Genomic DNA, 24,885 nt, shown 5'->3' with positions numbered 1-24,885 from the left:
GCGTCAGCCGGTGCGGTTGTAGATCGCCGTACCGGGGCAGGCCGTGACGCCGAGACGGGTGCCGCAGCCGGAGTACTGGAGGGATCCGTTCCACCACGCCCAGCCGCCGATCGTGCGGCCGTTCAGCCAGGTGTACTGGCCGTTGTAGTTGGCGTCGTACGTGCGCAGGGCCCAGTGCACGTGGGCGCCGGTCGCGGAACCGCCGGCGCAGGTGTCGGTGCCGATGCTGCCGAGCAGGGCGCTGCGCGCGATCGATGTCCCGTTGTAGTAGGTCGTGTTGTGCAGGTGGTAGTAGTCCGTGGAGAAGCCGCCGGGGTGGATCACCCGGGTCCAGCCGCCGCCCGCGCCGCACATCGAGGTGGCCGTACCCTCACGCGACGAGCGCACCAGACCACTGGCGTTGCCGCCGGCGAAGTCGAGGGAGCTCCAGTAGCCGGTCGCACCGTCGTGTGCGTGGGCGCCGCCGGTCAGAGTCATGTAGTAATCGGGCATCCAGGGCAGCAGCAGCCCGTTGGTGTTGGCCAGGGCTCCGGCCGGCGAGGCCTGCGCGTCCGGGGTCACCTCGCGTTCGGCGTAGGCCGTCATCGTCCGCCGCTCCGCCGCGCCGACCAGCGGGGAGTCGGCCACGTGGTCGGCGAACTCACGGTCGCCCTCAAGACCCGGGACCCATCGCCCGTCCTCGCGGTGGGCGATGTAGAGCCAGCCCTCCGGCGCACCGTGCCGCGCGCGCGACGCCTCGACGTAGGCGACGCCACGGGCCCAGTCGCCCGCGACGTCGCGGACGTCGACGACCACCTTGCGGCCCTCGTCGGCGAGTTCGCGGACGGCGGCACTCGGGGCGAGACCTCTGGCGTCGTGGGACCGCGAGAGGACGTCCGCGGAGACGGCGTCCACCAGCGCCTCGCGTTCGGCGCCGAGACGGTCGGCGACGGAGGCCGGCATCTTGACGGTCACCCCGGCGGACGGGTGCCCGGCGCCGGCCGAGGAGTCCGCCGGGGCGGCGGGTGCGGCGGCGAGCAGCCCGGTGACGGCGAGGGCGGTGGCAGAGAGGGCGGTGACGGCGGTTCTCATGTACGCGGACACACTCGGTCTCGGCAGCACGGGACATCCCCTGTCGTCGGTCATTCGGCAGTCGGCCGGATTGTTAGTTGTCATGGACCTGACCGAGTGTGCTGTCCCTTGTCAACGCGCGTCAACCAGGCAGGAGTGCCGTCATTTGTCGGCCCAATGGCGACGGATCCGGGCCGCCGCGCTCGCCTGTCGGGGTTCCCCGGCAGGATGGGCCGGAAGGCGGCCCCTGCCCGGGGCGGCACGAGGGGAAGGCCACCCGCCATGACCGCGAAGCCCACGCCGTTCGACGAGCTCGACCGGAAGATCGTCGCGACCCTGATCGCGAACGCCCGGGCGAGCTTCGCCGAGATCGGCACGGCCATCGGGCTGTCGGCCACCGCGGTCAAGCGACGGGTCGACCGGCTGCGTGCCACGGGGGTGATCACGGGGTTCCGGGCGACCGTCCGGCCGGCCTCGCTCGGCTGGCGCACCGAGGCGTACATCGAGGTGTACTGCGACGGCGCGGCGCCGCCCCGGCGGCTGTCGGAGGTGGCGCGCAAGTACCCGGAGATCGTGGCGGCGATGACGGTGACCGGGGCCGCCGACGCCCTGTTCCACATCAGGGCCACCGATGTGGAGCACTTCGAGGAGGTGCTGGAGCGGATCCGCAGTGAGCCTTTCATCCGCAAGACGATCAGCTACATGGTGCTGTCCCACCTGCTGCCGGACAGCCCGGAGGCGGGAGTCAGCGAGCCCGCGCCGGACGCCGGGGAGAGCCCGGGTGGCCGTAGTGACGCACTGAACCTGCTCTGAGTGATGCATCTGCGCAGCAATCCTGCGTATGTGTGCAGCTTTTCGTTCTTGTCGGGCGCGCAGACCGCTTTCTACGGTGAGGGCATCCCATCGTCACCGGAGAAGGCGGAGGAACGCCGTGCCCGCAGAACGTGGCCCGCTGGGCCATGGCCCGAGCCTCAGGCGCTATCTGATGTGCGAGCCCCGCTATTTCGAGGTGGCCTACGCCATCAATCCGTGGATGGACACCGGCACACCGGTCGATCTCCCGCTCGCCCGTGACCAGTGGCTGACCCTGGTCGAGGCGTATCGGGGTCATGGCCACACCGTCGAGACGATCGCCCCGGTCGCCGGCCTGCCCGACATGGTGTTCGCGGCGAACGCGGCCCTCGTCATGGACGGCAGGGTCTTCGGCTCGTCCTTCCACGCGCCCGAGCGGCAGCCGGAGGCGGCGGCGTACGCGCAGTGGTTCAAGGAGGCCGGGTACGACGTGCACCCCTCCCGGTCGGTCTGCGAGGGCGAGGGGGACCTCGTCCCGGCCGGACGGTACGTACTGGCGGGAACGGGCTTCCGTACGCACAGCTCCGCGCACCGCGAGGTGCAGGAGTTCTTCGGCAGGCCCGTGATCGGCCTCGACCTGGTGGATCCGCGCTTCTACCACCTGGACACGGCTCTGTTCGACCTCGGCGGGGAGCCGGACGGGGGTGGCGGGACGGACGCGGGGAACATCGCCTACTACCCGGCGGCGTTCTCGGCGGGCAGCCGTGAGGTCCTGCGGTATCTCTACCCGGACGCGGTGATCGCCACGGAGGAGGACGCCCTGGCGTTCGGCCTCAACTCTCTCTCCGACGGCCGTCACGTCTTCGTCGCACCGCAGGCCCAGGGCCTGATCGACGACCTCGCCCACCGTGGCTATGTCCCCGTTCCCGTCGACCTTTCGGAGTTCCACAAGGCCGGCGGGGGCATCAAGTGCTGCACCCAGGAGATCCGCTGATGACCGACACCGTCACCCCTCCCTCCGCCGCCCCCGAGACGCGCTCGTCGGAGCAGCTGATCCGGGCCGAGGCCCCGGTGCTCGCCCACAACTACCACCCGCTGCCCGTGGTCGTCGCCCGCGCGGAAGGCACCTGGGTCGAGGACGTCGAGGGCCGTCGCTACCTCGACATGCTGGCGGGCTACTCCGCCCTCAACTTCGGGCACCGCCACCCCGCCCTCATCGAGGCCGCGCACCGCCAGCTCGACGAACTCACCCTCACCTCACGCGCCTTCCACCACGACCGGCTGGCGGGTTTCGCCGAGCGCCTGGCCGCGCTGACCGGCCTCGACATGGTGCTGCCGATGAACACCGGCGCCGAGGCCGTGGAGAGCGCGGTCAAGGTCGCCCGCAAGTGGGCGTACGAGGTCAAGGGCGTCGCGCCGGACCGGGCGACGATCGTCGTCGCCGACGGCAACTTCCACGGCCGGACCACGACGATCGTGAGCTTCTCGACGGACGGGACGGCCCGCGCCGGCTTCGGGCCCTTCACCCCGGGCTTCCGGGTCGTCCCGTACAACGACCTCGCCGCCCTGGAATCCGCCATGGACGAGACGACGGCGGCCGTGCTGATCGAGCCCGTCCAGGGCGAGGCCGGCGTCGTCATCCCCGATGACGGCTACCTCACCGGGGTCCGTGAACTGACCCGGCGGGCGGGGTGCCTGTTCATCGCCGACGAGATCCAGTCGGGCCTGGGGCGCACGGGCCGCACGCTGGCCGTCGACCACGAAGGCGTGGTCCCGGACATGCTGCTCCTGGGCAAGGCCCTGGGCGGTGGCATCGTCCCGGTCTCCGCCGTGGTCGCCCGCCGCGAGGTGCTCTCCGTGCTCGGGCCCGGTGAACACGGCTCGACGTTCGGCGGTAACCCGCTGTCGGCGGCGATCGGTTCGGCCGTCCTCGACCTGCTGGCCACCGGCGAGTTCCAGCGGCGCGCAGCCGAGCTGGGCGAGGTGCTGGACCGCGGTCTGGCCGCCCTCGTCGGCGCGGGTGTCACGGGCTTCCGGGCCCGCGGACTGTGGGCGGGCGTGGACATCGACCCCGCGATCGGCACGGGCAGGGAGATCAGCGAGCGGCTCCTCGCCGAAGGGGTGCTGGTCAAGGACACCCACGGCTCGACGGTACGGCTGGCGCCTCCGCTGACCATCACCGAGGAGGAACTCGGGTCGGCGCTCACGGCGTTGGCGAAGGTGCTGGCGTAACGGCGCGCCGCGCCGGGGGCAGCGGTGCGGTCCCGGTGACGTACACCGGACCGCACCGTTGCCGTACGAGCCGGTCAGTTCGTGACGGCGGGCTTCTCCGGCGCCAGCGAGTTGCCCGCGGGGATGCGGCCGCAACTGGTGGGGGCGGCCTTGCCCGCGAACCGGTCGTCGAGCCAGGACATCGCGCGCGGGGTCCAGTACGGCATGGCGCCGAAGTGGCTGAGCAGGTCGTACTGCTCGTACTTGACCGACTTGTTGCCGGTGGCGCAGTACTGGTTGGCCAGCGCCCGCACATCACCGGCGACCATCACGCCGTCGCCCGTGCCGATGCCCGGCGGCCTGTTGAACGTTCCCTCCAGCACGCCCGCGTTTCCCTGCCCGATGAAACCGGGGACGGTCGGGGTGGCCGCCTCACCGAGGTTGACCTTGTTGACCGCGTCGACGAAGGCGGGAATGGAGTTGGGGTCCTTGTACTCCGGCTTCGCCAGGTCCTTCCAGGTCATCGCCGGGTAGCGGCCCAGGGCGTCGACGATCGAGCCGTGTTCGAGCTCGTCGAAGACCGCGACGCCCTTCGGGCTCAGGTAGCGCTTGATGTCGATGCCGTAGGCGCGGGACACACCGATGACCGCCATCGGCATCACGCCGTTCCACACCAGGGAGCCGTCGACGTACTTCAGGTTGTGCGCGGGGGCGACGAGCAGCCCCGCTTCGGCGAAGCCGACCAGCTGCTTGTTGACCTCGGGCGCGTACGCGGGGGCCAGGGCCGCCGCCCAGTTGGTGGCAATGGCCCCGCCGGAGTAGCCGAGCAGACCGAACCTGGTCCCGCCGTGCAGCCCCGTTCCCCCGGCCCGGGTGCTCGCCCGGATCGAGTCGAGGGTGTTCGTCCCGTACGCCGGACCGGCCGCGAACTCGGCGGTCTGGCCCTCGGTGTCGGGGATGACGAGGTCGTAGCCCTTGAGCAACAGCGGTGCCATGACGATGGATTCGACGTTGGCGATGATTCCGCCGAGGGTGACTTTCCCGGCGATGGCCCGGGAGGGGCCGTCCTCGGGGTCGAGGGAGTCGTAGAACGACTGGTAGGAAACGGCCTTGCTGCCGTCCCCGAGGTGACTGCGGACTACCGTGGTCACGTTGGCCGACGGCCGGCCCTGGGCGTCGGTCGTGCGGTAGAGCAGCTGGACGGCCTTGACCGGTGTCGGGATGCCGAGGATGTGATAGTCCAGCGTGCGCTTCTTCAGTACGTCGCCCGGCGCGTACGAGGAGAGCGGCTCGCTGCCGTCGTACCGGTAGAACGGGTCGGACGCCCTGCTGCCGGTCTGCTCGGCTGCGGCGGGCGTGGCCCAGGCCGTCGGCGCCGCGCCGACGGTGAGAGCGGTGACGACGGCGACGGCCAGCAGGCCGGCGGTGCTCCGGTTCATGATTCCCCCGGTATCCGAATCTGGGTGAACGAGGCGGCACTAGCTGGTGGGCAGGGCGGCATAGCCCTTACCGCGAGGTAACTTACTGGGGGTAACGGTGCGGCGTACAGATGCGTGCGCATGCTTCTCGGCCGCGCGGGTGGAGCGGGCGCGACCGAAGTTGCCGAGTGCGTGTGAGATCGGCATCGAAGCGGCAGGCCGCCGACCCTGTCGTCCACCGAAGCTTCTTCTGTCAGGTCCGGTCGTTGATCCCGTCGCCTTACGGGCAATCGACTGATCAGGCGGAGGAGGGCTGCACGCGGATGGGGTGGGTTTCGCCGCCACCAGCGACACGAACGGGTCCATCGACAACATGGCCTTCGGTCAGGAAATGCACAGGCAGGGGCAGGTCTCGGACGGTGCCGTGACCGGTACGGCCATCGTCGACTGCGCGAATAGGAGCGTGCCGCTCAAGGCCAGCTGGACTGCCATGGATGACGTGGTGCTGTCCCTCATGCGGACTACCTCATCCGTACGGCCCAGGGGGAGTCTGTCGGCAGCGTCACATGCGACGAGTCCGGATCTGTCGCCGAGTTCACGGCGAAGGGCGCGACGTTCTGCGTCGCCGGGGGTGAGTGAAAGGAGGACTGCATCACCGGGACCGGCTGTGCGTACGCCAAGGGCCCGGAGCGTGACGAGTCGGTGGTCAACGCAACGCTTACCAAGAAGAGTGAGAAGAGCATGCGGGACTAGGGCCCGAACTGTGGTCTGTCCGCTCTCCGGACGGCGGCGCGGTGCGGCGTCGGGTGATCGTCCCACAGGGCACCGCACCCCCGATCCCGCGACGTGTGCTGCTGCGGTGTGGCTCTTGCGTGGCCGGTGGTGCCCGGCACTTCGTGAAGAAGGACAAGTTCCTCTGGCCGTTACGGCACCCTTCCTGTGCAGGATCCGGGCCGCCGCATTGGGAAACGGCGTTGATAAGGTGCCACGTACAACGGAAGTGGCTGCGGAAGCAACACTGTTGACCACCACGGACCGGGGGACATCCGTGAGTGATGAAGGCGGACAGAGCAGACTACGGGTCAAAAGCGATCGGCTGACCGTCCTCGCCGATGACCTCGACGCGATGCAGACTCATCTCGACAAGCAGATCAAGCGCATGGATGCCGTTGTCGACAGCATCGAGGCGGGCTGGCGTGGACCCGCGGCCAAGGCGTATCGAGCTCTGCACCGGGGTGCCGCCGAGGACGCTGTGCGCATCCGCATGGTCCTTCAGCGTCTCGAACAGGGCGTGCGGCTGAGCAGGGACGGGTTCTCGGAGCAGGAACTCGACATCATGGAACGGCTGCGGCAGGTCCAGGTCGAGACGGATGTGAAGGCCGAAGCCGCGGAGCTCTCGACGCCGAATCCGGCCGCCGAGGAGCCGCGGAGCAGACTCGACGATCTGTGAGCAAGGGGGAAAAGGATGGCGGACGACGACCACATAACGGTCGACTTCGCGACGCTGCGGAGTCTGACCGGCGAACTCGAGGACATTCTCAAGAAGCTCAACGAGCAGCTGGACCTCTTGTACGGCCGGGCGGAGAAGGTCGTTCTCACTTGGGAGGGCGAGGCCCGCGAGGCCTTCGTCGACGAGCTCGACAAGTGGGACCATTCCGCTCAGGACCTGCGGGCGGCACAGAAGTGGCTGCACGAGGTCGTCACCAAGGGGCACGTCAACTACGCCGCAGCACACCGGGCGGTGCTGCGGGGCTGGGGTGTCGGCTGATGGCGGGACCGGGCTCCGGCTCGCCTTCGACCCCGCAGACTCCCGGGCAGAACGGAACCATTGACGTCAAACCGGCTGACCTGTTCCGGGTCTCGAGCGGCGTGGCGATGCAGCAGACGCCCATGGACAGAGGCGCCAAGGGCCTCCTGGACAAGCTGAGGCAGTACCCGGACGCCGGCGGCTACGGTACGGCCCCCCAGGCCTTCGCTGCCTCGTACGTGAAGGTGGGCAACCGGTTTCTCGACGTGTGGGCGAGGAGTGTTGTCAGCATCCGTGCCGAACCTGAAGTGGGGGGACGACGACGGCGGCGACGGCATGATCCGTTCACTGCTCGAATGGGTTCCGGAGCCGATCCGCGAGGTGCTGAGGCCGATCGTGAAGCACGCCTTCCGGATGGGCAAGGTCGCCGAGGTCTACCCGTACCCGCATCAGCACCATCTCAACTCGCTCTCCAAGGCGTGGATGGCGATGACCATGACGCTTTCCATGACCGAGAGTGCCTTGACGGGCAATGTCAGCAGCATCACGCAGCAGAGCAACAGCGAATGGCACGATGCCATGCGTCAGTTCTGCAGCTCGCTGTGGGGCACGACGGCGTGGGGCGCGAGCACCGCGGGCTACCAGTGGAAGCATGACTCGGCCTCCTCGCCCACAGCCACGCATCCGGTGATGACGGTGCTGTTCGACACCGCCCAGAAGGTCAGCGATCTGCTGTACCAGTTCGCCGAGGCGGCCGTGTACGTCAACGGCGAGGTCTGGGACGTGTACTGGGAGGCCGTCAAGGACGCCGTGCCCAAGGTCGATGTGGACCTCAAGGACGGCATCGGTATGGACGACGTCAAGGGGCTCGTCAAGGGTTTGGCGAAGGGCGCCGCGAAGGGCGCCGCCCAGCTCGGTGCGGGCATCGTCCTCAACATCGACACCGCGAAACTGAACGCGATCGTCACCGAGTACAACTCCCGCGTCAACGCGCTGGTGCCGAAACTGGACGCACTCATGGCACCCCTGGACGAGGCGCATCGGAGCGCGCCCTCCTTTCACGCGGAGGAGGCGCGGGCCGAGGCGTTCGGTGCGAGGGCACTGAACGACTTCAAAAAGGAACACCAATACCTGGTTCCGGGCGAGGACCCGAAGGACCATTTCTTTCCGCTCGACCTCGCGAGTCAGGAAGGGATCGGGAACAGTCACGGTGTGGACAAGCACATCGGGCTCACCGACGAACAGCTGACCCAGCGCCTGCGCGACCAGAACAACGCACCGTCGGCTTCTTCGTACAAGGATCTCGCATCCGCGCAGCGGTACACCCAGGCTGCGCTCGACGACATCGACAATGCGGACCGGATCGAGAAGTGGATCGAGCGGGTGCAGCAGCGGGAAAGGAACAACCCCGCGTGGGACCCGAACAGCTCCAAGATATCCCCGCCGCTGACTCTGACCTTCCCTGACGCCACTGGGCGCACCGTCGAGCGCGCCGACTATGATGCGCACGGAATGGGGGCGACCGCGAGCGAGGTGCGCTCCGCGCAGGTCGCCCTGAAGTACCAGAAGGGTATGGACCCTCCTTTCGTGGTGATCACGTCGTACCCCGTTTCCCCTTGAGCCCCCGGACCTGTCATGGAGATGATCGCGACGTGATCTCGCACACCGGTGCCCTCTTCAACGACGGGCCGGTCAGACGCGTGGTCGAGACAGCGCTGCGCGCCCAGCGGTCGCAGGGCGCCCTCGGCCTGGACGACGAGCTCAGGCGTTTCGTCCGCACGATGGGGGCCGCCGACACGACACGCTGGCTGTTTCCCGTCGTGTCCGTTGCCGCCCTGCTCGACCACACGGCCGACCTGGTGCGGTCGGAAGGCCCGGCATTCTTCCCGTGTACGTTCACCCAACGGCTGGACGAGGCGCGCGGCGGTGTTCCGGGAGACGACTACCTGCGCACGCTGTCCGGGCTGCTCCGGGCGGTCGAACAGGAGCCGGAAGTCGGATTCGCCGACCTGCCGCTGGCGGACTGGGAGGCGGCGGTGCGCTTTCCGGAGCTTTTCGGTTTCGGTGCCAACTGGATCTACGAAGGCGATTATCCGTCGCTGCGCGATTCGATGGCGGCTTTCATCGACGCGGAGCATCCGTTCTGTGGCGAGAGTTTCTCCCGGTTGGCCGCCGACGCCCAATCGGTGCTCGTGACATTTCCGCAGCCTGCGGTGCTGTCCGCCAATGTGACGCGTTGGATTCCGTGGGTTTCGCACGAGGCGCTGAGCGAAGTCATCCAGGGAATCGACGACCATATGCGGACCGAGCATGCAGGTTCCTGAACCACGCACAGCCCACAGGAAGTTCTCCGCATGACCGTTAGGAATCGCTCGGCCACCTACCCCGACCGGGAAACCGCCCAATGGGCCACCCAGCAGGTGGTGACCTCCAACGAGCAGAGGATTCATCGCTGGCTCGCGCAGGGCACCCGTGCCCGTCTCACCATCGAGGCCGCCTGGCCCACCCGTGAGGCTCCTGTCGGCCGCGTCCTGCTGCAGGCGATGATGCTCGCCGGGCGTGAGCCCGTCGAGGTGCGCGCGGCACGGGTCGTCCTCAGGCGTGAGCCCGCGAGCCGGCACGGCTTTGTCGTTCTCACCACCGTCCCGATCTATCTGTAGAGGTCTTACGCCGTGTCCATGAAGCCGCTCGAATTCGACCGCCGCTACGGTGAGTTGGACCAGGTAGTCAGGGCGTACACCGGAATGTCGGCCGATGACGAGCCGGAGAGGCCGAGCGAGGCCCTCCAGGCCTACCTCCGCCACACCTGGCACACCCGCCCCGACGCCCTGGCCACGGCCGAACGGCAGATCCGCGACTACGCTCGCACCCCGCCGGGCCGCCTGCGTCTGAGCCTCGGTGAGTTCTACCCCGTGCCGGATGTCGGCCTGCCCCGGCCGGCGATCCAGGACTGGCTGTTCGTGGTGGCGGACCATCTGAAGCGGTCGATCGAGGAGGGCGAGGTGCCGCCCCCGGCGAGCCCTCGCACCCACTGGGAGTGGCATGCCCGCTTCCCCGAGCTCGGCCAGTTCCTCGGTGGCTGGTTCTCGCAGGACATGCCGGACGAGTTTCCGGATCCTGACGCGGCCGTGCGCGACTACACCGCGACCACGGACCCGCAGTTGGTCGCCCGCCTCGCGGGTGAGCTTCGCGAGCTTCTCGCTCTCGGTCTGGAAGAGTCCGACTACGGCCTCGCGATGGCCGAGCTGGGAATGGAGGTCGACCCTCCCCAGCCATACTCTCCGAGTGGGTGGCTGGCCCACCTCGCGGACGGCCTGAGCGGATTCAGGGCGGACTACGGGACCGGCCCCGCCGCCGGCTGACCGCGCGGTCGCCGCGCCTAGTGCTCAGGTGGCGACGGCGGTCAGGGCGCTCACCCGGTGGTACGACTCTGTTGCGATTCCGCCAGGCTGATGGCCCGCCCGGTGTGCCCGAGCCGGGCCCACAGGCCGATGAGATCGGGCGGCAGGGCCCTGGTCCGTTCGTGCAGCCCGTCGCGGGCGGCCGCCAGACGCAGAGCGGCCGAGACGTCCAGATCGCCGCTCTGCCGGCCGTGTGCCAGCAACTGGTCCAGCGAGGTGGACAGTTCGCTGAGCGCCTCCAGGTCCGCGCCGGTGACCTGCCACAGCCGCTCGTGCCGTGCGGCGTCGCACACCAGATCCACCAGCCGCCTTGTGTCGCCCAGTTCGCGCAGGAGCTGGGCGTAACCGCGCAGCAGGTACTCGGGCGTCGTGGCGGGCCAGCCGGCGGTCCGGTACGTCTGGGCCCACGCGTGCAGCCGCGTGCGGCAGTCCGCCAGCTCGGTGTCCGTGATGAGTTCCGCCGCGCTGCGCTGGATCTCCTCGTGGGCCAGGAGGTAGACCTCCGGGCCGTGGGACGCCCAGTGCACGGAGCGGCGGCGGAAGCTGCGACCGGTCACCGCCGACAGTTCGCGCTCCACGAGGCGGGGACGGCTGCCGGTCAGTTCGGCGATGTCCCTCGCACTGAGACCACCGCCCGCCGCCACCGTCAGGCCGACCAGTTCACGCCCCAGTCCGCCGCCGTCGAGCAGGCGCAGCAGGTTCTGCTCCGCTTCCCAGCGGACCGCCTGGGCGTACGGGGAGGGTGCCAGCCAGTGGCTGATCTCCGTCGTCCGCAGCGGATGGTCGCCGGGCACGTCGTCCGGGACGGGCGGGTGCGGGCGTCCGGCCACGATGATCCGCATGCCGTGCGGGGGCGTACGGGGCAGCAGCGCGGCGATGCTGTGGCAGTCGGGACCGGCGGTGACCCCGTGGTCCTCGTCCAGCCCGTCCACCACCAGGACGAGCTGTCGGCCCTCCGTCGCGCAGCGCTCCGCCGCACGGTCCAGGGCGAGCCGCAGCTGTTCGTCCCGCGTGGCGGGCGTGCTCAGCGGCTCCTCCTCCCGCAACAGGGCGTACAGCTGTCGCTGGACGACCTCGCAGAACGCGGCGGCGTCGTTCTGGCCCGCCATACGGGAGGTGATGAAGAACGCGACGACGTCGATCCCGGACGGCGGATTCAGGACGAACTCCGCCAGCAGAGCGGACTTTCCGGCCCAGGCGGGGGCCAGCCAGCGCCAGTAGTCCTTTCCCGCCGCTTCCTGCGGCCGTTCCTCCGTGCTGAAGGAGGCCAGTTCCGAAAGCTCGGCCTCACGTCCCCGGAAGTCGGCCGCCGCCACCCTCTCGACCTGGAGTAGATAGCCCGATACGGCGGGTCGTCGTGCCGGAGAGGAAAGGGTCACCGGGCCGTTGATGACCCCGGTGTTCGAGAGAGCCGCGTCCCCTTGTGCCGACGCGTCGCCCGTACCCTTCGCCCCGATCCTGCCGCCGGCCACAGCTCCGCTACCCCTGCCGGAATCCGCTGTTCGCGCTGCCCCCGTCGGCCTCCGCGTCGCCGGTGTCGCTGACGGACACCGAGCCGGGCGCGGTGGTGGAGGCGGGAGCGACGAAGCCGGTGTTGGCCTCGCCGCCGCCGCGGGACACCGCCCTCCCCGTGCCCGAGACCTGCACGTCGGGGCCCCGGGCCGGGCCGAGCGCCCCGTACACGCCGACTCCCAGGGCGGCCACGCCCACCACGGCGGAGACCACTCCGGCCACCTGGTCGGCGCGGTCCCAGGTGAGGAAGGACAGCACTCCCGCGAGCACGGCGACCGCCAGGCCCGTCCACATCAGTACGGCTCTTCGGCCTCTGTTCATGCCGGTGTCCCCCCTCATTCGGAAGTCAACTCTACTGCTGGGGAATGGTGCTGGGGGTGGACTACGGGGCGGGCATTCGACCCGGCGCAAAGGTCCGCACCAGCGCTTTCCGTCGTTCTCTCTACAGTTCTCGGCCAGTTCTGTAGAAAAGAGCCCCACCGCCACTTCTTGTCGCGGCAGTTCCGGCTGCGCCAGAGTTCGAGGCGCGGCGACAGGAACATGTCATCGCCGCCGGGCAGTGTCCATGGAACACATCGCGCTTCCCCAGGCGCGGTGTGGCCACCCCCCCCATTGTCTGGACGCTCGCCTGCGTAGCGGAAGGAATCGCGTGAAGCACGGAAAGAAGAACGCGCGCAGATACATCGTGGCCGCCTCGATCGGCGCCCTTCTGTCGGCCGGAGTCGCCACAGGGGCCTACGCCGGTACGACGGAGGAGCCCTCGGCGCCCGCGGCGGCGCCGGCCTACCAGCCGGAGATGGTCAAGGCGCTCGCCGTGACCCTGGGCGTCAGCGAGAAGGCCGCCGTCGAGCGGCTGGACCGCGAGGCCGATCAGCAGGACCGGTTCGCGGACCTGCGGAAGGACCGGGTCGACACGCTCGGGGCCTTCTTCACCAAGGACGGTTCGCTCGTCGTCAACGCCGCCGACGCCGAGGCGGCGAAGGACGTCCGGGCCGCGGGTCTCAAGGCCCGGGTGCCCGAGCGCGGCGAGAGCGAACTCGACCGCATCAAGGCCCAGCTCGACGCCAAGGCCCTCAAGAGCGCCCCGGCCGGGGTCTCCGCCTGGTCCGTCGACCTCGCGTCGGACACCGTGACCGTCGAGGTCAACGGCGACACCGACGCCGCCACCCGCAGCTTCCTCAAGGCCGCGCAGAGCAACGGCGACGCCGTGCGCGTGGTCAAGGGCCAGGAGAAGCTGGAGACCCAGGCCGTCGTTCCGCCCGGCAGCCGGATGACCTTCAACGGCTACCTCTGCTCCGTCGGTTACGGCGCCAAGGACCGTAACGGCAAGCAGGTGCTCGTGACCGCCGGGCACTGCATCGAGGACCTGCCCGCACTGGCCTACAACGGCACCCGGTTCGCCAAGGGCACCCACACCCGGTTCGCGCTCGGCACCCGCAGCGTCGACATGGGCATCGCGGCCGTCGACGCCGGCAACTCCATCGGCCTCGACATCACCACGTACGGCAGGGCCGGCACCGTCCCGGTCAAGGGCAGCAAGCGGGCCCCCTCCGGCGCGGCGCTCTGCAAGTCCGGCCAGACCACCCAGTGGACCTGCGGCAAGGTCGGTTCGTACAACGTCAGCGTCACCTACACCGACCAGAACGGCGGCCCGGACACCGTGGTGACCGGCCTGGCCAGCTCCAGCGTCTGCACCCAGGGCGGCGACAGCGGCGGCGCGTACGTCTCCGGCAACCAGGCTCTGGGCATGACGTCCGGAGGTCCGAGCAACCAGCGCTGCAACGGCCAGGTCAACTCGCCCGGCTCCTCCTATTTCCAGCCGCTCGACGACGCCCTCGCGTACTACGGGCTGACGCTCAACACGAAGTAGTCCACGACAGACACCGACCGAACGAAGGCCACCCCCCAGACGCGGGAGACCGTCCACTCATCCTGGGCGGTCTCCCGTTCCACTTGGTCCCGTTCCGTACTCCCACGCCACCCCGTGGACGCCCGGCTTGCACCGGGAGGTGAGCACATGGACGTCGTGCGCGTCGCTCAGCGGGATGCGACGGCGGCCGCGGGGCGGGTCGCCGACCTTCTCCCGGACGTAGCGGTGGCAGTCCGCGGGCAGGGCGGCGGGGTGGAAGAAGACCTGCTGGAGGTATTCGTGGAGGTTCGTCCGCGACCAGCGTTCGTAGTGCGTGGCCGGGGTCTCGGACGGGCTCACCTCGACCGCGTAACTCACCACCGTGGTGTCCAGCTTGGCCAGCTCCCGCCCGAAGTGGATTTCCAGCACCAGGGATTTGAGCCCCTTCAGGTAGGTGGCCTCCGCCAGGCGGCCGCAGGTGACCCTGATGTCGACCGGTTCGGCCGCCTCGTCGTCGAAGCTGAGGACGAAGATCGCCCGGTCCGCCCCGGCCCGCTTGGCCCGCAGCACGTTCGTGGTGGAGATGCCGCTCAGCGTGCCGGTCTCACCGACCCTGACGATGTCGTGGACCATCAGCGAGCTGGTCTCCTGGTTGAAGTGGCGGAAGCGGGCGCCGAGCGCCTTCTCCACCACCGAGTCCTCGCCGAGGATCTGCAGCGCCGCCCCCTCCGCGTCGGGCGGGGTGGTCCGGCCGCGCGGGCGGCGCGGGCCGAGCAGCGAACGCAGCGACCCGGCGGGCAGCTCCAGGATCTCCTCCAGCACGTCCACCGCCTGGAGGGAGCGGGCCCGTTCGGGCTGGCTGCGGCCGCGCTGCCAGCTGCTCAGGGTGGCCTGGCTGATGGTGATGCCGCGCACCCTGAGCCGTTCGCTCACCCGCTCCAGGGAGAGCCCGCGGCGGTTCAGCGCCTCCCGCAGGACCCCGGGGAAGGTGTCGGCGCCGGTCGCCGCCGCGTGCAGGGCCGAGGTGGTGAGAGCCTCGCCCGTCCGCGCGGCGGTGGCGTGGGCTTCGGCGTGCGGTGCCGGGGTGGCGTGGGCTTCGGCGTGCGGTGCCGGGGTGGCTCGCGCCTCCGTGGCCCGAGGATCCTTGGCCTGCGCTCCGGTGGAGCCCGGACCGGTGGCGTGCGCCTCGTCGGTCTGCGTGTCGCTCGACATGTCTCTCCCCGCTCCCGGCACTCTCTCGGCGGGACTGCCTGCCGGCCCCCGCATACTGGTTGACCACCGGACGGGGGGCGGATAACAAAACCCCCAGGGGTGACCTGGCCCACATTCCGGTGGCGAACCCGAACGAAGGGCGTGAACGGCGTGGACAGCACCGCTCTGGTCATCGCGGCGAGGAACGGCGACCGGGCCGCCGGGGAGCGGCTGGCCGCCCAGTACCTCCCCCTGGTCTACAACGTCGTCGGGCGCGCCCTCAACGGCCATCCGGACGTGGACGACGTGGTGCAGGAGACCATGCTCCGGGCGCTCTCCGGCCTGCCCGCCCTGCGCGATCCGGCCCGCTTCCGCTCCTGGCTCGTCGCCATCGCCATGAACCAGGTCCGCAGCCGCTGGTCCAACCTCGGCCACCGCCCCGCCCCGCTGGAGGAGACCAGCGACCCCGCCGACCCCGCCGCCGACTTCGTCGACCTGACGATCCTGCGCCTGGAACTCTCCGGGCAGCGGCGCGAGACCGCCGAGGCGACCCGCTGGCTGGACGACGCCGAGCGCGATGTGCTGTCCCTGTGGTGGCTGGAGACGACCGGCGACCTCACCCGGTCCGAGCTGGCCGAGGCGCTGGGCCTCTCCCCGCAGCACGCCGCCGTACGCGTCCAGCGGGTGAAGAACCAGCTCGACGTCGGCCGCACCGTCGTCCGGGCTCTGGCCTCCGACCCCCGCTGCCCGGCCCTGGAGGACCTGCTGGGCGACTGGGACGGTACGCCGACGCCGCTGTGGCGCAAGCGGATCGCCCGCCATGTACGGGGCTGCGCCTCCTGCTCCGACGGCAGTGCGGGGCTGGTCCCGCCGGAGGGCCTGCTGTCCGGGCTCGCGCTCGTGGTGCCGCTCTACGACAGCGGGCAGCAGGTGGCGGTGGCCGTCGCCTCGTCGGCCGCCCCGGCCACCGCGTCCGCCACCGCCGCCGCTCCGGCCGCGTCCGGTGCGGCCCACTCCGCCCCGGCCGCCTTCTCGGCCGGGAAGGCCGCCGGGCTCATAGCCGGGGCGGCCGCCGTGACCGCCCTCGCCGTACTGATCTGGCCCTCCGCACCGGCCGAGCCCGAGTCCCGGGGCGGCGGCGTCACCCACAGCCCCGCGCCCGCACCCCCGCCCGCTTCCGCCTCCGCCTCCGCCGAGCCGAGCCCCAGCCCCTCCACGGTCCCGCCCACCCCCACCCCGAGCCGGACCGCCGCCACCCGGCCGCCCACCGTCTCCCCGTCGCCCTCCGCCTCGCCCGCGCCGAAGCCGCGCCCCGGTCCGGACGCCCGCGTGGTCACCCGGGTCAACACCCTGCGCGCCGCGAACGGCTGCCCGGAGCTGGAGACCGACCCCCGGCTGACCGAGGTCGCCCAGCGGCACTCCGAGGACATGGCCGCGCGGAACTACTTCGACCACACCGACTCCTCGGGCCGGGGCCCGGGCGACCGGGTCGGCGCCACCGGCTACGCGTGGTCGGCCGTGGGGGAGACCATCGCGACCGGCATGAGCGATCCGGCCGCGGTCGTCGAGGAGTGGCGCAACAGCCCCGGCCGCGACGACGACATATTCAACTGCGACTTCGTCCACGTCGGCGTGGGCATCGCCGACTCCCCGCGCGGCCCGTACTGGACCCAGGTGCTGGCCACCCCGAGCTGAGCGGCCGGGCCGAGTGTCAGTGGCGGGTGCCAGACTCGGTCGGCATGGAGAACAGCGTGCAGCTCAGGGATGTCGTGCCCGAGGACCTGGAGCTCTTCCTCGCGTACGAGCACGATCCGGAGGCGGCCCGGCGGTCGCGGTTCGCTCCCCGGGAGAGGGAGGCGTTCATGACGCACTGGAGGACGCGGGTGCTGGGGGATCCCGCCAACTTCGTGCAGACGGTCGTCGTGGACGGGGAGACCGCGGGGAATTTCGTGGCCTGGTGGGAGGAGGACCGGCGCTTCATCGGCTACTGGCTGGGTCGTGCGTACTGGGGCCGGGGCATCGGCACGCGGGCGCTGACCGCGTTCCTGGAGCGGGAGACGGCCCGCCCGCTGTACGCGGACCCGGTGGTCGGAAACACGGGCTCGGTGCGCCTGCTGGAGAAGTGCGGGTTCACGGCGACGGGCACGGTGCGCCACGGGGAGAACGAGCATGTGCTCCTGGTGCTCGGCGAGGGCGCGTGACCGGCCGGCCGTTCCGGAGCGCGTGACGGGCTGCCCTGGTCCGGCCGCCCGGTCCTGATGGCCGGCCGGGCCGCTACGGCTGCCGCAGCGGCTTCGCCATGCAGATGCTGCTGTCGTACGTCCGGTAGTGGCCGAACTTCACGTCGCAGACGGTGTAACCGCACGAGGTGTACAGCGCGACGGCCTCGGGCTGCTGGTCGCCGGTCTCCAGGACCATCCTGGTCCGGCCCGCGGCGCGGGCGTCCTCCTCCAGGGCGGTGAGCATCCGGCGGGCCAGACCCCGGCCCCGGCCCTCGGGGATCACGAACATCCGCTTGATCTCGGCGTCGCCGTCCTCGTAGCCGTCGGCGTTGAGGTTCTGGGTACGCCAGCCGCCGGTCGCCACCGGGCGCTCCTGCTCGTCGTAGGCGAGCAGATACAGACCGTGCGGCGGGACGAACATCGACGGGTCGAGCGGTGTGACATCGCCCCCGTCGCCGTAGCGCTCGGCGTATTCGAGCTGCACCTGGTCGTTGAGTTTGACGGCGTCAGGGTGGTCGAAGGGCCGAGGGTGAATAAGCATGCTGAATATCGTATATCTGTGCGGTGGGGTGGAGTAGGTACTGTTCGGGGATGCTGACCGTTACCACTGTGAATGTTAATGGGCTCCGGGCCGCCGCCAAGAAGGGCTTCGTCGAGTGGCTGGCGGCGACCGAAGCCGATGTGGTCTGCCTCCAGGAAGTGCGGGCCGAGCTCGCCCAGCTGCCCGAGGGGGTGGGTGCTCCCGAGGGGTGGCACACCGTCCACGCCCCCGCTGCCGCCAAGGGGCGCGCGGGTGTCTCGGTCTACTCGCGGCACACCCCCGAGCGGATCCAGATCGGCTTCGGCGGCCACGGGGTCCCCGGGGCGGAGGAGTTCGACGCGAGCGGCCGGTATGCGGAGATCGACCTCCCCGGGGTCACGGTCGCGAGCCTGTATCTGCCCTCCGGCGAGGTCGGCACCGAGCGGCAGGACGAGAAGGAGCGCTTCATGGCGGCCTTCCTGCCCTACCTCCAGGGGCTGAAGGCGCGGGCGGCGGCGGACGGCCGCGAGGTCGTGGTCTGCGGCGACTGGAACATCGCGCACCAGGAGGCCGACCTGAAGAACTGGAAGGCCAACCGCAAGAGCTCCGGCTTCCTCCCCGAGGAGCGCACCTGGCTGACCCGGGTCCTGGACGAGGCCGCGTACGTGGACGTCGTGCGGTCGCTGCACCCGGATGTCGAGGGGCCGTACAGCTGGTGGTCCTACCGGGGCCGGGCGTTCGACAACGACAGCGGCTGGCGCATCGACTACCAGATGGCCACCCCGGGGCTGGCCGGGCGCGCGGTGAAGGCCTGGGTCGAGCGGGCGGCCACGCACGCCGAGCGCTGGAGCGACCACGCGCCGGTGACCGTCGTCTACGAGCGGTAGCCCTCGCTTCCGGTCGTCGCGGTCGTCTGCGGGCGGTAGACCCCGCCACGGGCGGTCGCGACCCGCTCCGGGAGTGCTTACGGCTTACGCCTTCGGGAGCCGTTACGCCTTCGGGGGCTGCGTGCCGTCCTCGCGGCGCAGCCTCCGGTCCAGCGCCATCGACAGCTCCGCGTCCACCACCGCGCGGGCCAGTGGCCGGAGTTGGGCGGGTTCGGTCTCCTTCGCGTGGGCATGCAGTACGCGTACGAAGATTTCCGCGAGCGCCTCCGCGTGCTCGCGGACGCGGCGGCCCGAGGAGAGCACCGTGGACAGCGGCACCCCTTCCCGGACGAGTTCGGCCGACACCTCCAGGAGGCGGCGGCTGATGTGCACGATCTCGTCCCCGTCAGTGGCGAGATAGCCCAGATCCAGCGCGGCGGCGAGGTTCTCCGGCGTGACCTCGCCCTCGAAGTAGTCCGCGAGCTGCTCCGGGGTGAGCCGGACCGGGGTCTCCTCGGTCGGTTCGCCGAGGCCCAGCACCTCGGCGACATCGCGGCCGCTCTCGAACGTGGCCGCCAGGTCGGCGATGCCGTTGAGCGTGTGGCCCCGCTCCAGCAGGCCCGCGATCGTGCGCAGCCGGGCCAGGTGGTGGTCGTCGTACCAGGCGATCCGGCCCTCGCGGCGCGGCGGCGGGATCAGTCCGCGCTCCCGGTAGAAGCGCAGGGTCCGCACGGTGATGCCGGCCTCCTTGGCCAGCTCCTCCATGCGGTATTCGCGGTGCTCGCGTCCTTCAGCCACAGGGGCACCCTATGTTGTACCGCCGGTAACTTTCCTTGGTCCGCCCCCTACCCATCAGTACGGACCTGCTCTACTCTCCGAACCATGCCAGTGATTGCTGGCAAAGTCGCGTGACGTACCGCGGGAGGCGGCAGCATGGCCCAGCAGGAGCACGTACGTGTGGCGGTGATCGGTACCGGATTCGGGGGCCTGGGGGCCGCAGTCCGGCTGCGCCGCGAAGGCATCACCGATTTCGTCGTCCTGGAGCGGGCCGGCTCGGTGGGCGGCACCTGGCGCGACAACAGCTACCCCGGCTGCGCCTGCGACGTACCGTCCCACCTCTACTCCTTCTCCTTCGCGCCCAACCCGGACTGGCCGCGCACCTTCTCCGGCCAGGAACACATCCGGGCCTACCTGGAGCGCGTCGCCGACACCTTCGGGCTGCGCCCGCACATCCGGCTGAACCACGAGGTGAAGCTGATGAGCTGGGACAAGGAGAACCTGTACTGGGTGATCGAGTCCGCCAACGGCACCACGCTCCACGCGGACGTCGTCGTCTCCGCCACCGGTCCGCTCTCCGACCCCAAGATGCCCGACATACCCGGGCTCGACTCCTTCCCCGGCAAGGTCTTCCACTCCGCGCGCTGGGACCACGACTACGACCTGGCCGGCAAGCGCGTCGCGATGGTCGGCACCGGTGCCTCCGCGATCCAGATCGTCCCCGCGATACAGCCGAAGACCGCGAAGCTCACGCTCTTCCAGCGCACCCCGCCCTGGGTCATGCCGCGCATGGACCGCACCATCAGCAAGGCCGAGCGCGCACTCCACCGGGCGATACCCGCCACGGGCACCGCACGCCGCGGACTGCTCTGGGGCATACGGGAGTTGCAGGTCAGCGCCTTCACCAAGCACCCCGACCAGCTGGGCCTGGTGGAGAAGATAGCCAAGTCCAACATGGCGCGGGCCATCAAGGACCCGGCCCTGCGGGCCAAGCTGACCCCCGACTACCGCATCGGCTGCAAGCGGATCCTGCTCTCCAGCACCTACTACCCGGCGCTCGCCCAGCCCAATGTGGACGTCGTCGCCTCCGGGCTCAGCGAGATACGCGGCTCCACGGTGATCGCCGCCGACGGCACCGAGGCCGAGGTCGACGCGATCATCTTCGGCACCGGCTTCCACGTGACGGACATGCCGATCGCCGAGCGGGTCGTCGGAGCGGAGGGCATCACCCTCGCCGAGACCTGGAAGGACGGGATGAACTCGCTGCGCGGCGCTACCGCCTCCGGGTTCCCCAACTGGATGACGATCATCGGCCCCAACACGGGCCTCGGGAACTCCTCGATGATCCTGATGATCGAGTCCCAGCTGAACTACATGGCCGACTACCTCCGCCAGTTGAACGTTCTCGGCGGACGCGCCGCACTCGACGCCCGGTCCGTCTCCGTCACCGCGTGGAACGACAAGGTCCAGCAGCGGATGAAGCGCACGGTGTGGAACACCGGCGGCTGCACCAGCTGGTACCTGGACGAGGCGGGCCGCAACACCACCGTCTGGCCGGGCACGACGGGCGAGTTCCGGCGGCAGACCCGGTCGGTGGACCTCGCGGAGTACGACGTCGTCCGGGCCGGAGGCGCGGGCGGCGAGCGGCGGGCCGTCGGGGCCGGCCGCGTCCCCGAGCAGCCCGGCCGCACCGACCGCGAGACCGTGACCGCCGCCGCGGCGGAGGCCGGACCCGTCGCCGAGGAGGCCGCGCGATGAGCCGGCTCCTGCACCGCGACACCGTCCCGCCCGTGCCCGCGGCCGAGTTGACCGCGCGCTCCGCCGACGGGGCGCGGATCCACGTCGAACTGCACGGCCCCGAGGACGCGCCCGCCGTCGTCCTCGCCCACGGCTGGACCTGCAACACCCGCTTCTGGGACGCCCAGATCCGCGACCTGGCCGCCGACCACCGCGTCATCGCCTACGACCAGCGCGGCCACGGGCTCACCCCCGAGCCCGGACCCGGCGGCTACAGCACGAACGCCCTGGCCGACGATCTCGAAGCGGTCCTCGCCGCGACGCTCGCCCCGGGGCGGAAGGCGGTGCTCGCCGGGCACTCCATGGGCGGGATGACCGTGATGGCGGCGGCAGCCCGGCCCGGACTGCGCGAACACGCCGCGGCCGTACTGCTCTGCTCCACCGGGGCTACGCGGCTGACCGCCGAGGCCCTGGTCCTGCCGCTCCGCGAGGGTGCGCTGCGGACCCGGCTCACCACCGCCGTACTGGGCGCGAAAGCCCCCCTCGGGCCGGTCACACCGCTCTCCAGGAAGATCCTCAAGTACGCGACGATGGGCCGGGGTTCCGCCCCGGACCGGGTCGACGCCTGCGCCCGCATCGTGCACGCCTGTCCGCGGCGCGCCCGGGTGGAGTGGGGCCATGTGCTCGGCGAGCTGGATCTCGCCGAGGGCGTACGGGCGTTGCGGGTGCCGACCGCGGTGATCGCCGGGACGGACGACCGGCTGACCCCGCCGGTCCACGCCCGGGCCATCGCGGACGCCCTGCCGGTCGGCCTCGGCCTGACCGAGCTGACGGGCATGGGACACATGACGCCGGTCGAGGCCCCGGAGGCCGTTTCGGCGAAAATCAGGGAACTGGTCACCCGGTACGTCGCCACGGGCGCGGGCGCCACGACGGAGAAGGAGGATGTCGCATGAGCGGCAAGCGGAATCTGGAGGGCCAGGTCGTCGTCGTCACCGGCGCGGCCCGGGGCGTGGGCGAACTGCTCGCCCGCAAGCTGTCCGCACGCGGGGCGACCCTCGCGCTCGTCGGTCTGGAGCCGGACGAGCTGAAGCAGGTCTCCGAACGGCTGCACGGCGAGAGCGACCACTGGTTCGCCGACGTCACCGACCACGAGGCGATGGCCCAGGTGGCGCGGGAGGTCAAGGAACGTTTCGGCAAGGTCGACGTGGTCGTCGCCAACGCGGGCGTCGCCGCGGGCGGCCCGTTCGCCGACTCCGACCCGGCCGCCTGGCGGCGGGTCATCGAGGTCAACCTCATCGGCGGCGCGGTCACCGGGCGGGCCTTCCTGCCGGTGCTCATGGAGAGCCGCGGCTACTTCCTGCAGATAGCGTCGCTGGCCGCGATCACCCCGGCCCCGATGATGACCGCGTACTGCGCGTCCAAGTCGGGCGTCGAGGCCTTCGCGCACAGCCTGCGCGCCGAGGTCGGCCACAAGGGCGTCAAGGTCGGCGTCGGCTACCTCTCCTGGACCGACACCGACATGGTGCGGGGCGCTGACCAGGACGACGTGATGCGCGAGCTGCGGCAGCGACTGCCGTGGCCGATGAACCGCACCTACCCGCTCGGCCCGGCCGTCGACCGGATCGTGGACGGTATCGCGCGGCGCTCCCCGCACGTCTACGCCCAGTGGTGGCTGCGCGGGATGCAGTCGGTCCGGGGCTACCTGCCCTCGGTCATCGCGATCGGCGGGCAGCGTGAGATGCGGCGCTTCGAACCGCGCCTCCACACCGTGTCGAAGGGCTTGGTGGGGGCCGGGGGAGCGGCGGACCAGGACGCGCGTGCGGGGCGTGCGGACCGGGCGTAACGGGGTGGACGGGCCCCATCTCACGGTGGGTAACGGTCCGAAATGCGCGGGATGTCGGGGCGTGCAACGCTGAGCACGGCCCCGCGAGGGGCCACCCCGCATGTACCCCCACGCATCCCACAGGAGTGAACAGCATGGGTATCGCAGACCAGTTCAAGGACAAGGCGCAGGAGCTCGCCGACCAGGCCAAGCAGAAGGCCGGCCAGGGCAAGGACCAGGCCAAGGAGCGCGGCCAGCAGGCCCGCGACCAGCGGTCGGACTCCTCCTCGGGCATGCAGGACCGTGCCCGGGACGCCGCGGACCAGGCGCGCGAGCGTTTTGACCGTTGACGGTCGTTGAGGTGTGACGCGTACGTGCTGCGGTCAGCGCGTGCGTACGCGTCGCGTCAGGAGGCGCACCCGGGGTTCCGGGTGCGCCTCCTTCTTTGCGCGGGGCCCGCCCCCCGGGGCGCGGGTCAAAGGATGTCCTCAAGCGCCGGACGGGCTGAAAAGATGCCCTCAAACGCCGGGCGGGCTGGGGGTGCCGGAGGGGCTGGAAATGGGCACCCCGTTCGCGCGCAGGACGTCACGTACGTCCAGGATCAGCGAGAACACCTCGTGGTTGCGGTCCTCGCCCTGCTCGTCCCACGCCCGCTGTTCGGCCTCGACCGCCATCCGGTCCTCCGCGAAGACCCGTTCAGTGAAGTGCCGGATGAACGGCCAGGCCACGCTCAACGCGGCGGGAATCCTCGGCTTCTCGATCATGAGCAGCCCGTACGCGTGGCAGACGCGCTGCTCCGCGTCCTCGGGGACGTACACCGCCCAGAGGCGCAGCGCCGGGTGGTCGGCCTTCTCCGGGACCAGGTCCAGCGTCTGGTAGGGGTACTCGGTGCGGATCGTCATGACATCGCTGGACGGCTGACCGCCCAGCCCCTCGGCGGCGAGCAGGCTCGCGCTGCGGTTGCGCTTGCCCCCGGTGTGGGTGAACAGGTACCGGGCCTCCACCGAGGCCGGCCCGCTCTCGTACCCCAGCAGCTTCGGCTGGAGCTTGCCGACCACGCCCCGGTGCAGGAACTGGTGGTTCATGTCGAGCAGGTTCTCGTGCAGGAACGAGTAGTGGCAGCGCACGGTCCGGGAGAACGTCATCGTCCGGTAGCGCGGTGAGGCGAAGGCCGGCACGTCCGGCAGCGGGGTGACCTCCGCCTTCTCCGGGTCGCCCGGGAAGACGAACACCAGGCCGTACGCCTCGCGCACCGGGTAGGCGCGCACACCGCGCGGCGGCCGGGCGTCGCCCTTGGCGAGGTAGGGGATCTGCGAGATGCGGCCGTCGCCGCGGTAGGCCCACGCGTGGTAGCAGCAGCGGAGCGTCTCGCCGTCCACGACCCCCATGCTCAGCGGCACCTGCCGGTGGGCGCACCGGTCCTCCAGCGCGTGGACGGCACCGCTCCGGGCGCGGTAGAGCGCGATGCGCTCCCCGGCGAACACGGCCGCGGCCACCCCTTCCTTCCGTACGCTCCGGGAGAGGGCGACCGGGTACCAGAAGTCCGGGCCGGCCCCGATCCGCCGCAGGTCGGGCGGGGCGGGGGCCGTGCCGGGGTCTTCCCCGGGCCGGCCGCGGGCGATCTGGTCCGAGCGGTTCTCGGTCATGCTTCTCCCTCGTACGTGGGCAGCCCCTTCCATCGTGTCCGCCGCCCACGCGCGAGCGCCCGCCCGGAACGCCCGGACGGGTGCTCACCTCCCACGCACGGGGGATCGCCGGCAGGTCTGA

General features: G+C 70.7%; 25 protein-coding genes. 17 read left to right on the top strand and 8 right to left on the bottom strand.

What is annotated here, in order from left to right; translation table 11 throughout:
- Positions 1 to 3 precede the first annotated feature (3 nt).
- Positions 4 to 1,071 carry a M23 family metallopeptidase gene (locus IE140_RS18095; protein WP_150193326.1) on the bottom strand — a complete coding sequence of 356 codons (1,068 nt, stop codon included), beginning with the start codon at positions 1,069 to 1,071 and terminating at the stop codon, positions 4 to 6.
- A gap of 261 nt (positions 1,072 to 1,332) precedes the next feature.
- On the opposite strand from IE140_RS18095, the gene IE140_RS18090 reads away from it, so the two are divergent.
- From IE140_RS18090 to rocD, 3 genes are all read left to right on the top strand, one after another.
- Positions 1,333 to 1,863 (top strand): Lrp/AsnC family transcriptional regulator, encoded by a 531-nt coding sequence (locus tag IE140_RS18090; protein WP_088575588.1) that lies wholly within the window; start codon positions 1,333 to 1,335, stop codon positions 1,861 to 1,863.
- 172 nt (positions 1,864 to 2,035) lie between these two features.
- The gene (ddaH, locus tag IE140_RS18085) at positions 2,036 to 2,836 is read left to right on the top strand and encodes a dimethylargininase (protein ID WP_150193355.1); all 801 of its coding nucleotides are present in this window, start codon (positions 2,036 to 2,038) and stop codon (positions 2,834 to 2,836) included.
- Positions 2,836 to 4,074, top strand: a complete 1,239-nt coding sequence (gene rocD / locus IE140_RS18080; RefSeq protein ID WP_150193327.1) for an ornithine--oxo-acid transaminase — start codon at positions 2,836 to 2,838, stop codon at positions 4,072 to 4,074. The genes ddaH and rocD overlap by 1 nt, the downstream gene beginning before the upstream one ends.
- 74 nt (positions 4,075 to 4,148) lie before the next feature.
- Here rocD and IE140_RS18075 read toward each other — a convergent pair whose 3' ends face one another.
- A complete protein-coding gene (locus IE140_RS18075) occupies positions 4,149 to 5,492 on the bottom strand; it encodes a lipase family protein (protein ID WP_150193328.1) in 1,344 nt (447 codons plus the stop codon).
- Positions 5,493 to 6,519: 1,027 nt separating this feature from the next.
- On the opposite strand from IE140_RS18075, the gene IE140_RS18070 reads away from it, so the two are divergent.
- The 6 genes from IE140_RS18070 (at position 6,520) to IE140_RS18045 (ending at position 10,580) form a co-directional block, all read left to right on the top strand.
- Entirely contained in the window at positions 6,520 to 6,921 is a 402-nt protein-coding gene (locus IE140_RS18070) for a WXG100 family type VII secretion target (protein ID WP_088575611.1), read from the top strand.
- A 15-nt stretch (positions 6,922 to 6,936) separates the two neighbouring features.
- Positions 6,937 to 7,239 carry a WXG100 family type VII secretion target gene (locus IE140_RS18065; RefSeq protein ID WP_088575580.1) on the top strand — a complete coding sequence of 101 codons (303 nt, stop codon included), beginning with the start codon at positions 6,937 to 6,939 and terminating at the stop codon, positions 7,237 to 7,239.
- Between the two features lie 273 nt (positions 7,240 to 7,512).
- Positions 7,513 to 8,838, top strand: coding sequence for an RNase A-like domain-containing protein (locus tag IE140_RS36060; protein ID WP_229826841.1), 1,326 nt, complete (start codon positions 7,513 to 7,515; stop codon positions 8,836 to 8,838).
- A 32-nt stretch (positions 8,839 to 8,870) separates the two neighbouring features.
- The gene (locus tag IE140_RS18055; RefSeq protein WP_088575579.1) at positions 8,871 to 9,542 is read left to right on the top strand and encodes a hypothetical protein; all 672 of its coding nucleotides are present in this window, start codon (positions 8,871 to 8,873) and stop codon (positions 9,540 to 9,542) included.
- Positions 9,543 to 9,572: 30 nt separating this feature from the next.
- Entirely contained in the window at positions 9,573 to 9,878 is a 306-nt protein-coding gene (locus IE140_RS18050) for an RNase A-like domain-containing protein (protein ID WP_150193329.1), read from the top strand.
- A gap of 12 nt (positions 9,879 to 9,890) precedes the next feature.
- On the top strand, positions 9,891 to 10,580 hold the full coding sequence (locus IE140_RS18045) for a contact-dependent growth inhibition system immunity protein (protein WP_088575577.1): 690 nt from the start codon (positions 9,891 to 9,893) through the stop codon (positions 10,578 to 10,580).
- Positions 10,581 to 10,630: 50 nt separating this feature from the next.
- On the opposite strand, the gene IE140_RS18040 is transcribed toward IE140_RS18045, so the two are convergent.
- On the bottom strand, positions 10,631 to 11,998 hold the full coding sequence (locus IE140_RS18040) for a hypothetical protein (protein ID WP_229826840.1): 1,368 nt from the start codon (positions 11,996 to 11,998) through the stop codon (positions 10,631 to 10,633).
- Between the two features lie 100 nt (positions 11,999 to 12,098).
- The gene (locus IE140_RS18035) at positions 12,099 to 12,452 is read right to left on the bottom strand and encodes a hypothetical protein (protein ID WP_229826839.1); all 354 of its coding nucleotides are present in this window, start codon (positions 12,450 to 12,452) and stop codon (positions 12,099 to 12,101) included.
- Between the two features lie 328 nt (positions 12,453 to 12,780).
- Between IE140_RS18035 and IE140_RS18030 the strand changes: the two genes are divergently transcribed.
- Complete coding sequence (locus IE140_RS18030; RefSeq protein WP_150193330.1) at positions 12,781 to 14,001, top strand: S1 family peptidase; 1,221 nt, start codon at positions 12,781 to 12,783, stop codon at positions 13,999 to 14,001.
- A 57-nt stretch (positions 14,002 to 14,058) separates the two neighbouring features.
- On the opposite strand, the gene IE140_RS18025 is transcribed toward IE140_RS18030, so the two are convergent.
- Complete coding sequence (locus tag IE140_RS18025; RefSeq protein WP_150193331.1) at positions 14,059 to 15,192, bottom strand: helix-turn-helix domain-containing protein; 1,134 nt, start codon at positions 15,190 to 15,192, stop codon at positions 14,059 to 14,061.
- A 141-nt stretch (positions 15,193 to 15,333) separates the two neighbouring features.
- Here IE140_RS18025 and IE140_RS18020 point away from each other — a divergent pair, with 141 nt between their 5' ends.
- Positions 15,334 to 16,866, top strand: a complete 1,533-nt coding sequence (locus IE140_RS18020) for a sigma-70 family RNA polymerase sigma factor (RefSeq protein WP_189460533.1) — start codon at positions 15,334 to 15,336, stop codon at positions 16,864 to 16,866.
- A 44-nt stretch (positions 16,867 to 16,910) separates the two neighbouring features.
- Positions 16,911 to 17,372, top strand: coding sequence for a GNAT family N-acetyltransferase (locus tag IE140_RS18015; protein ID WP_176741647.1), 462 nt, complete (start codon positions 16,911 to 16,913; stop codon positions 17,370 to 17,372).
- 73 nt (positions 17,373 to 17,445) lie between these two features.
- On the opposite strand, the gene IE140_RS18010 is transcribed toward IE140_RS18015, so the two are convergent.
- Positions 17,446 to 17,934, bottom strand: a complete 489-nt coding sequence (locus IE140_RS18010; RefSeq protein WP_150193333.1) for a GNAT family N-acetyltransferase — start codon at positions 17,932 to 17,934, stop codon at positions 17,446 to 17,448.
- Positions 17,935 to 17,984: 50 nt separating this feature from the next.
- On the opposite strand from IE140_RS18010, the gene IE140_RS18005 reads away from it, so the two are divergent.
- Positions 17,985 to 18,800 carry an exodeoxyribonuclease III gene (locus IE140_RS18005; protein ID WP_150193334.1) on the top strand — a complete coding sequence of 272 codons (816 nt, stop codon included), beginning with the start codon at positions 17,985 to 17,987 and terminating at the stop codon, positions 18,798 to 18,800.
- A 102-nt stretch (positions 18,801 to 18,902) separates the two neighbouring features.
- Here IE140_RS18005 and IE140_RS18000 read toward each other — a convergent pair whose 3' ends face one another.
- Positions 18,903 to 19,544, bottom strand: a complete 642-nt coding sequence (locus IE140_RS18000; RefSeq protein ID WP_030710609.1) for a MerR family transcriptional regulator — start codon at positions 19,542 to 19,544, stop codon at positions 18,903 to 18,905.
- A 168-nt stretch (positions 19,545 to 19,712) separates the two neighbouring features.
- On the opposite strand from IE140_RS18000, the gene IE140_RS17995 reads away from it, so the two are divergent.
- From IE140_RS17995 to IE140_RS17980, 4 genes are all read left to right on the top strand, one after another.
- Positions 19,713 to 21,314: a flavin-containing monooxygenase gene (locus tag IE140_RS17995; RefSeq protein ID WP_150193335.1), complete on the top strand. Its 1,602-nt coding sequence runs from the start codon at positions 19,713 to 19,715 to the stop codon at positions 21,312 to 21,314.
- Positions 21,311 to 22,249 carry an alpha/beta fold hydrolase gene (locus IE140_RS17990; RefSeq protein WP_150193336.1) on the top strand — a complete coding sequence of 313 codons (939 nt, stop codon included), beginning with the start codon at positions 21,311 to 21,313 and terminating at the stop codon, positions 22,247 to 22,249. Before IE140_RS17995 ends, IE140_RS17990 begins: the two co-directional genes overlap by 4 nt.
- Entirely contained in the window at positions 22,246 to 23,139 is an 894-nt protein-coding gene (locus IE140_RS17985) for an SDR family oxidoreductase (protein WP_150193337.1), read from the top strand. The genes IE140_RS17990 and IE140_RS17985 overlap by 4 nt, the downstream gene beginning before the upstream one ends.
- Before the next feature lie 134 nt (positions 23,140 to 23,273).
- Positions 23,274 to 23,468 (top strand): hypothetical protein, encoded by a 195-nt coding sequence (locus tag IE140_RS17980; protein WP_032767176.1) that lies wholly within the window; start codon positions 23,274 to 23,276, stop codon positions 23,466 to 23,468.
- 168 nt (positions 23,469 to 23,636) lie between these two features.
- Here the strand turns inward: IE140_RS17980 and IE140_RS17975 are convergent, their stop codons facing one another.
- Positions 23,637 to 24,764: a Rieske 2Fe-2S domain-containing protein gene (locus IE140_RS17975; protein WP_150193338.1), complete on the bottom strand. Its 1,128-nt coding sequence runs from the start codon at positions 24,762 to 24,764 to the stop codon at positions 23,637 to 23,639.
- Between the last annotated feature and the right edge of the window lie 121 nt (positions 24,765 to 24,885).

The organism is Streptomyces parvus (assembly GCF_014648875.1).
Classification (GTDB): domain Bacteria; phylum Actinomycetota; class Actinomycetes; order Streptomycetales; family Streptomycetaceae; genus Streptomyces; species Streptomyces parvus.
Note: the sequence above shows the minus strand (reverse complement) of the source record. Positions and strands in the feature narration are given on the sequence as shown.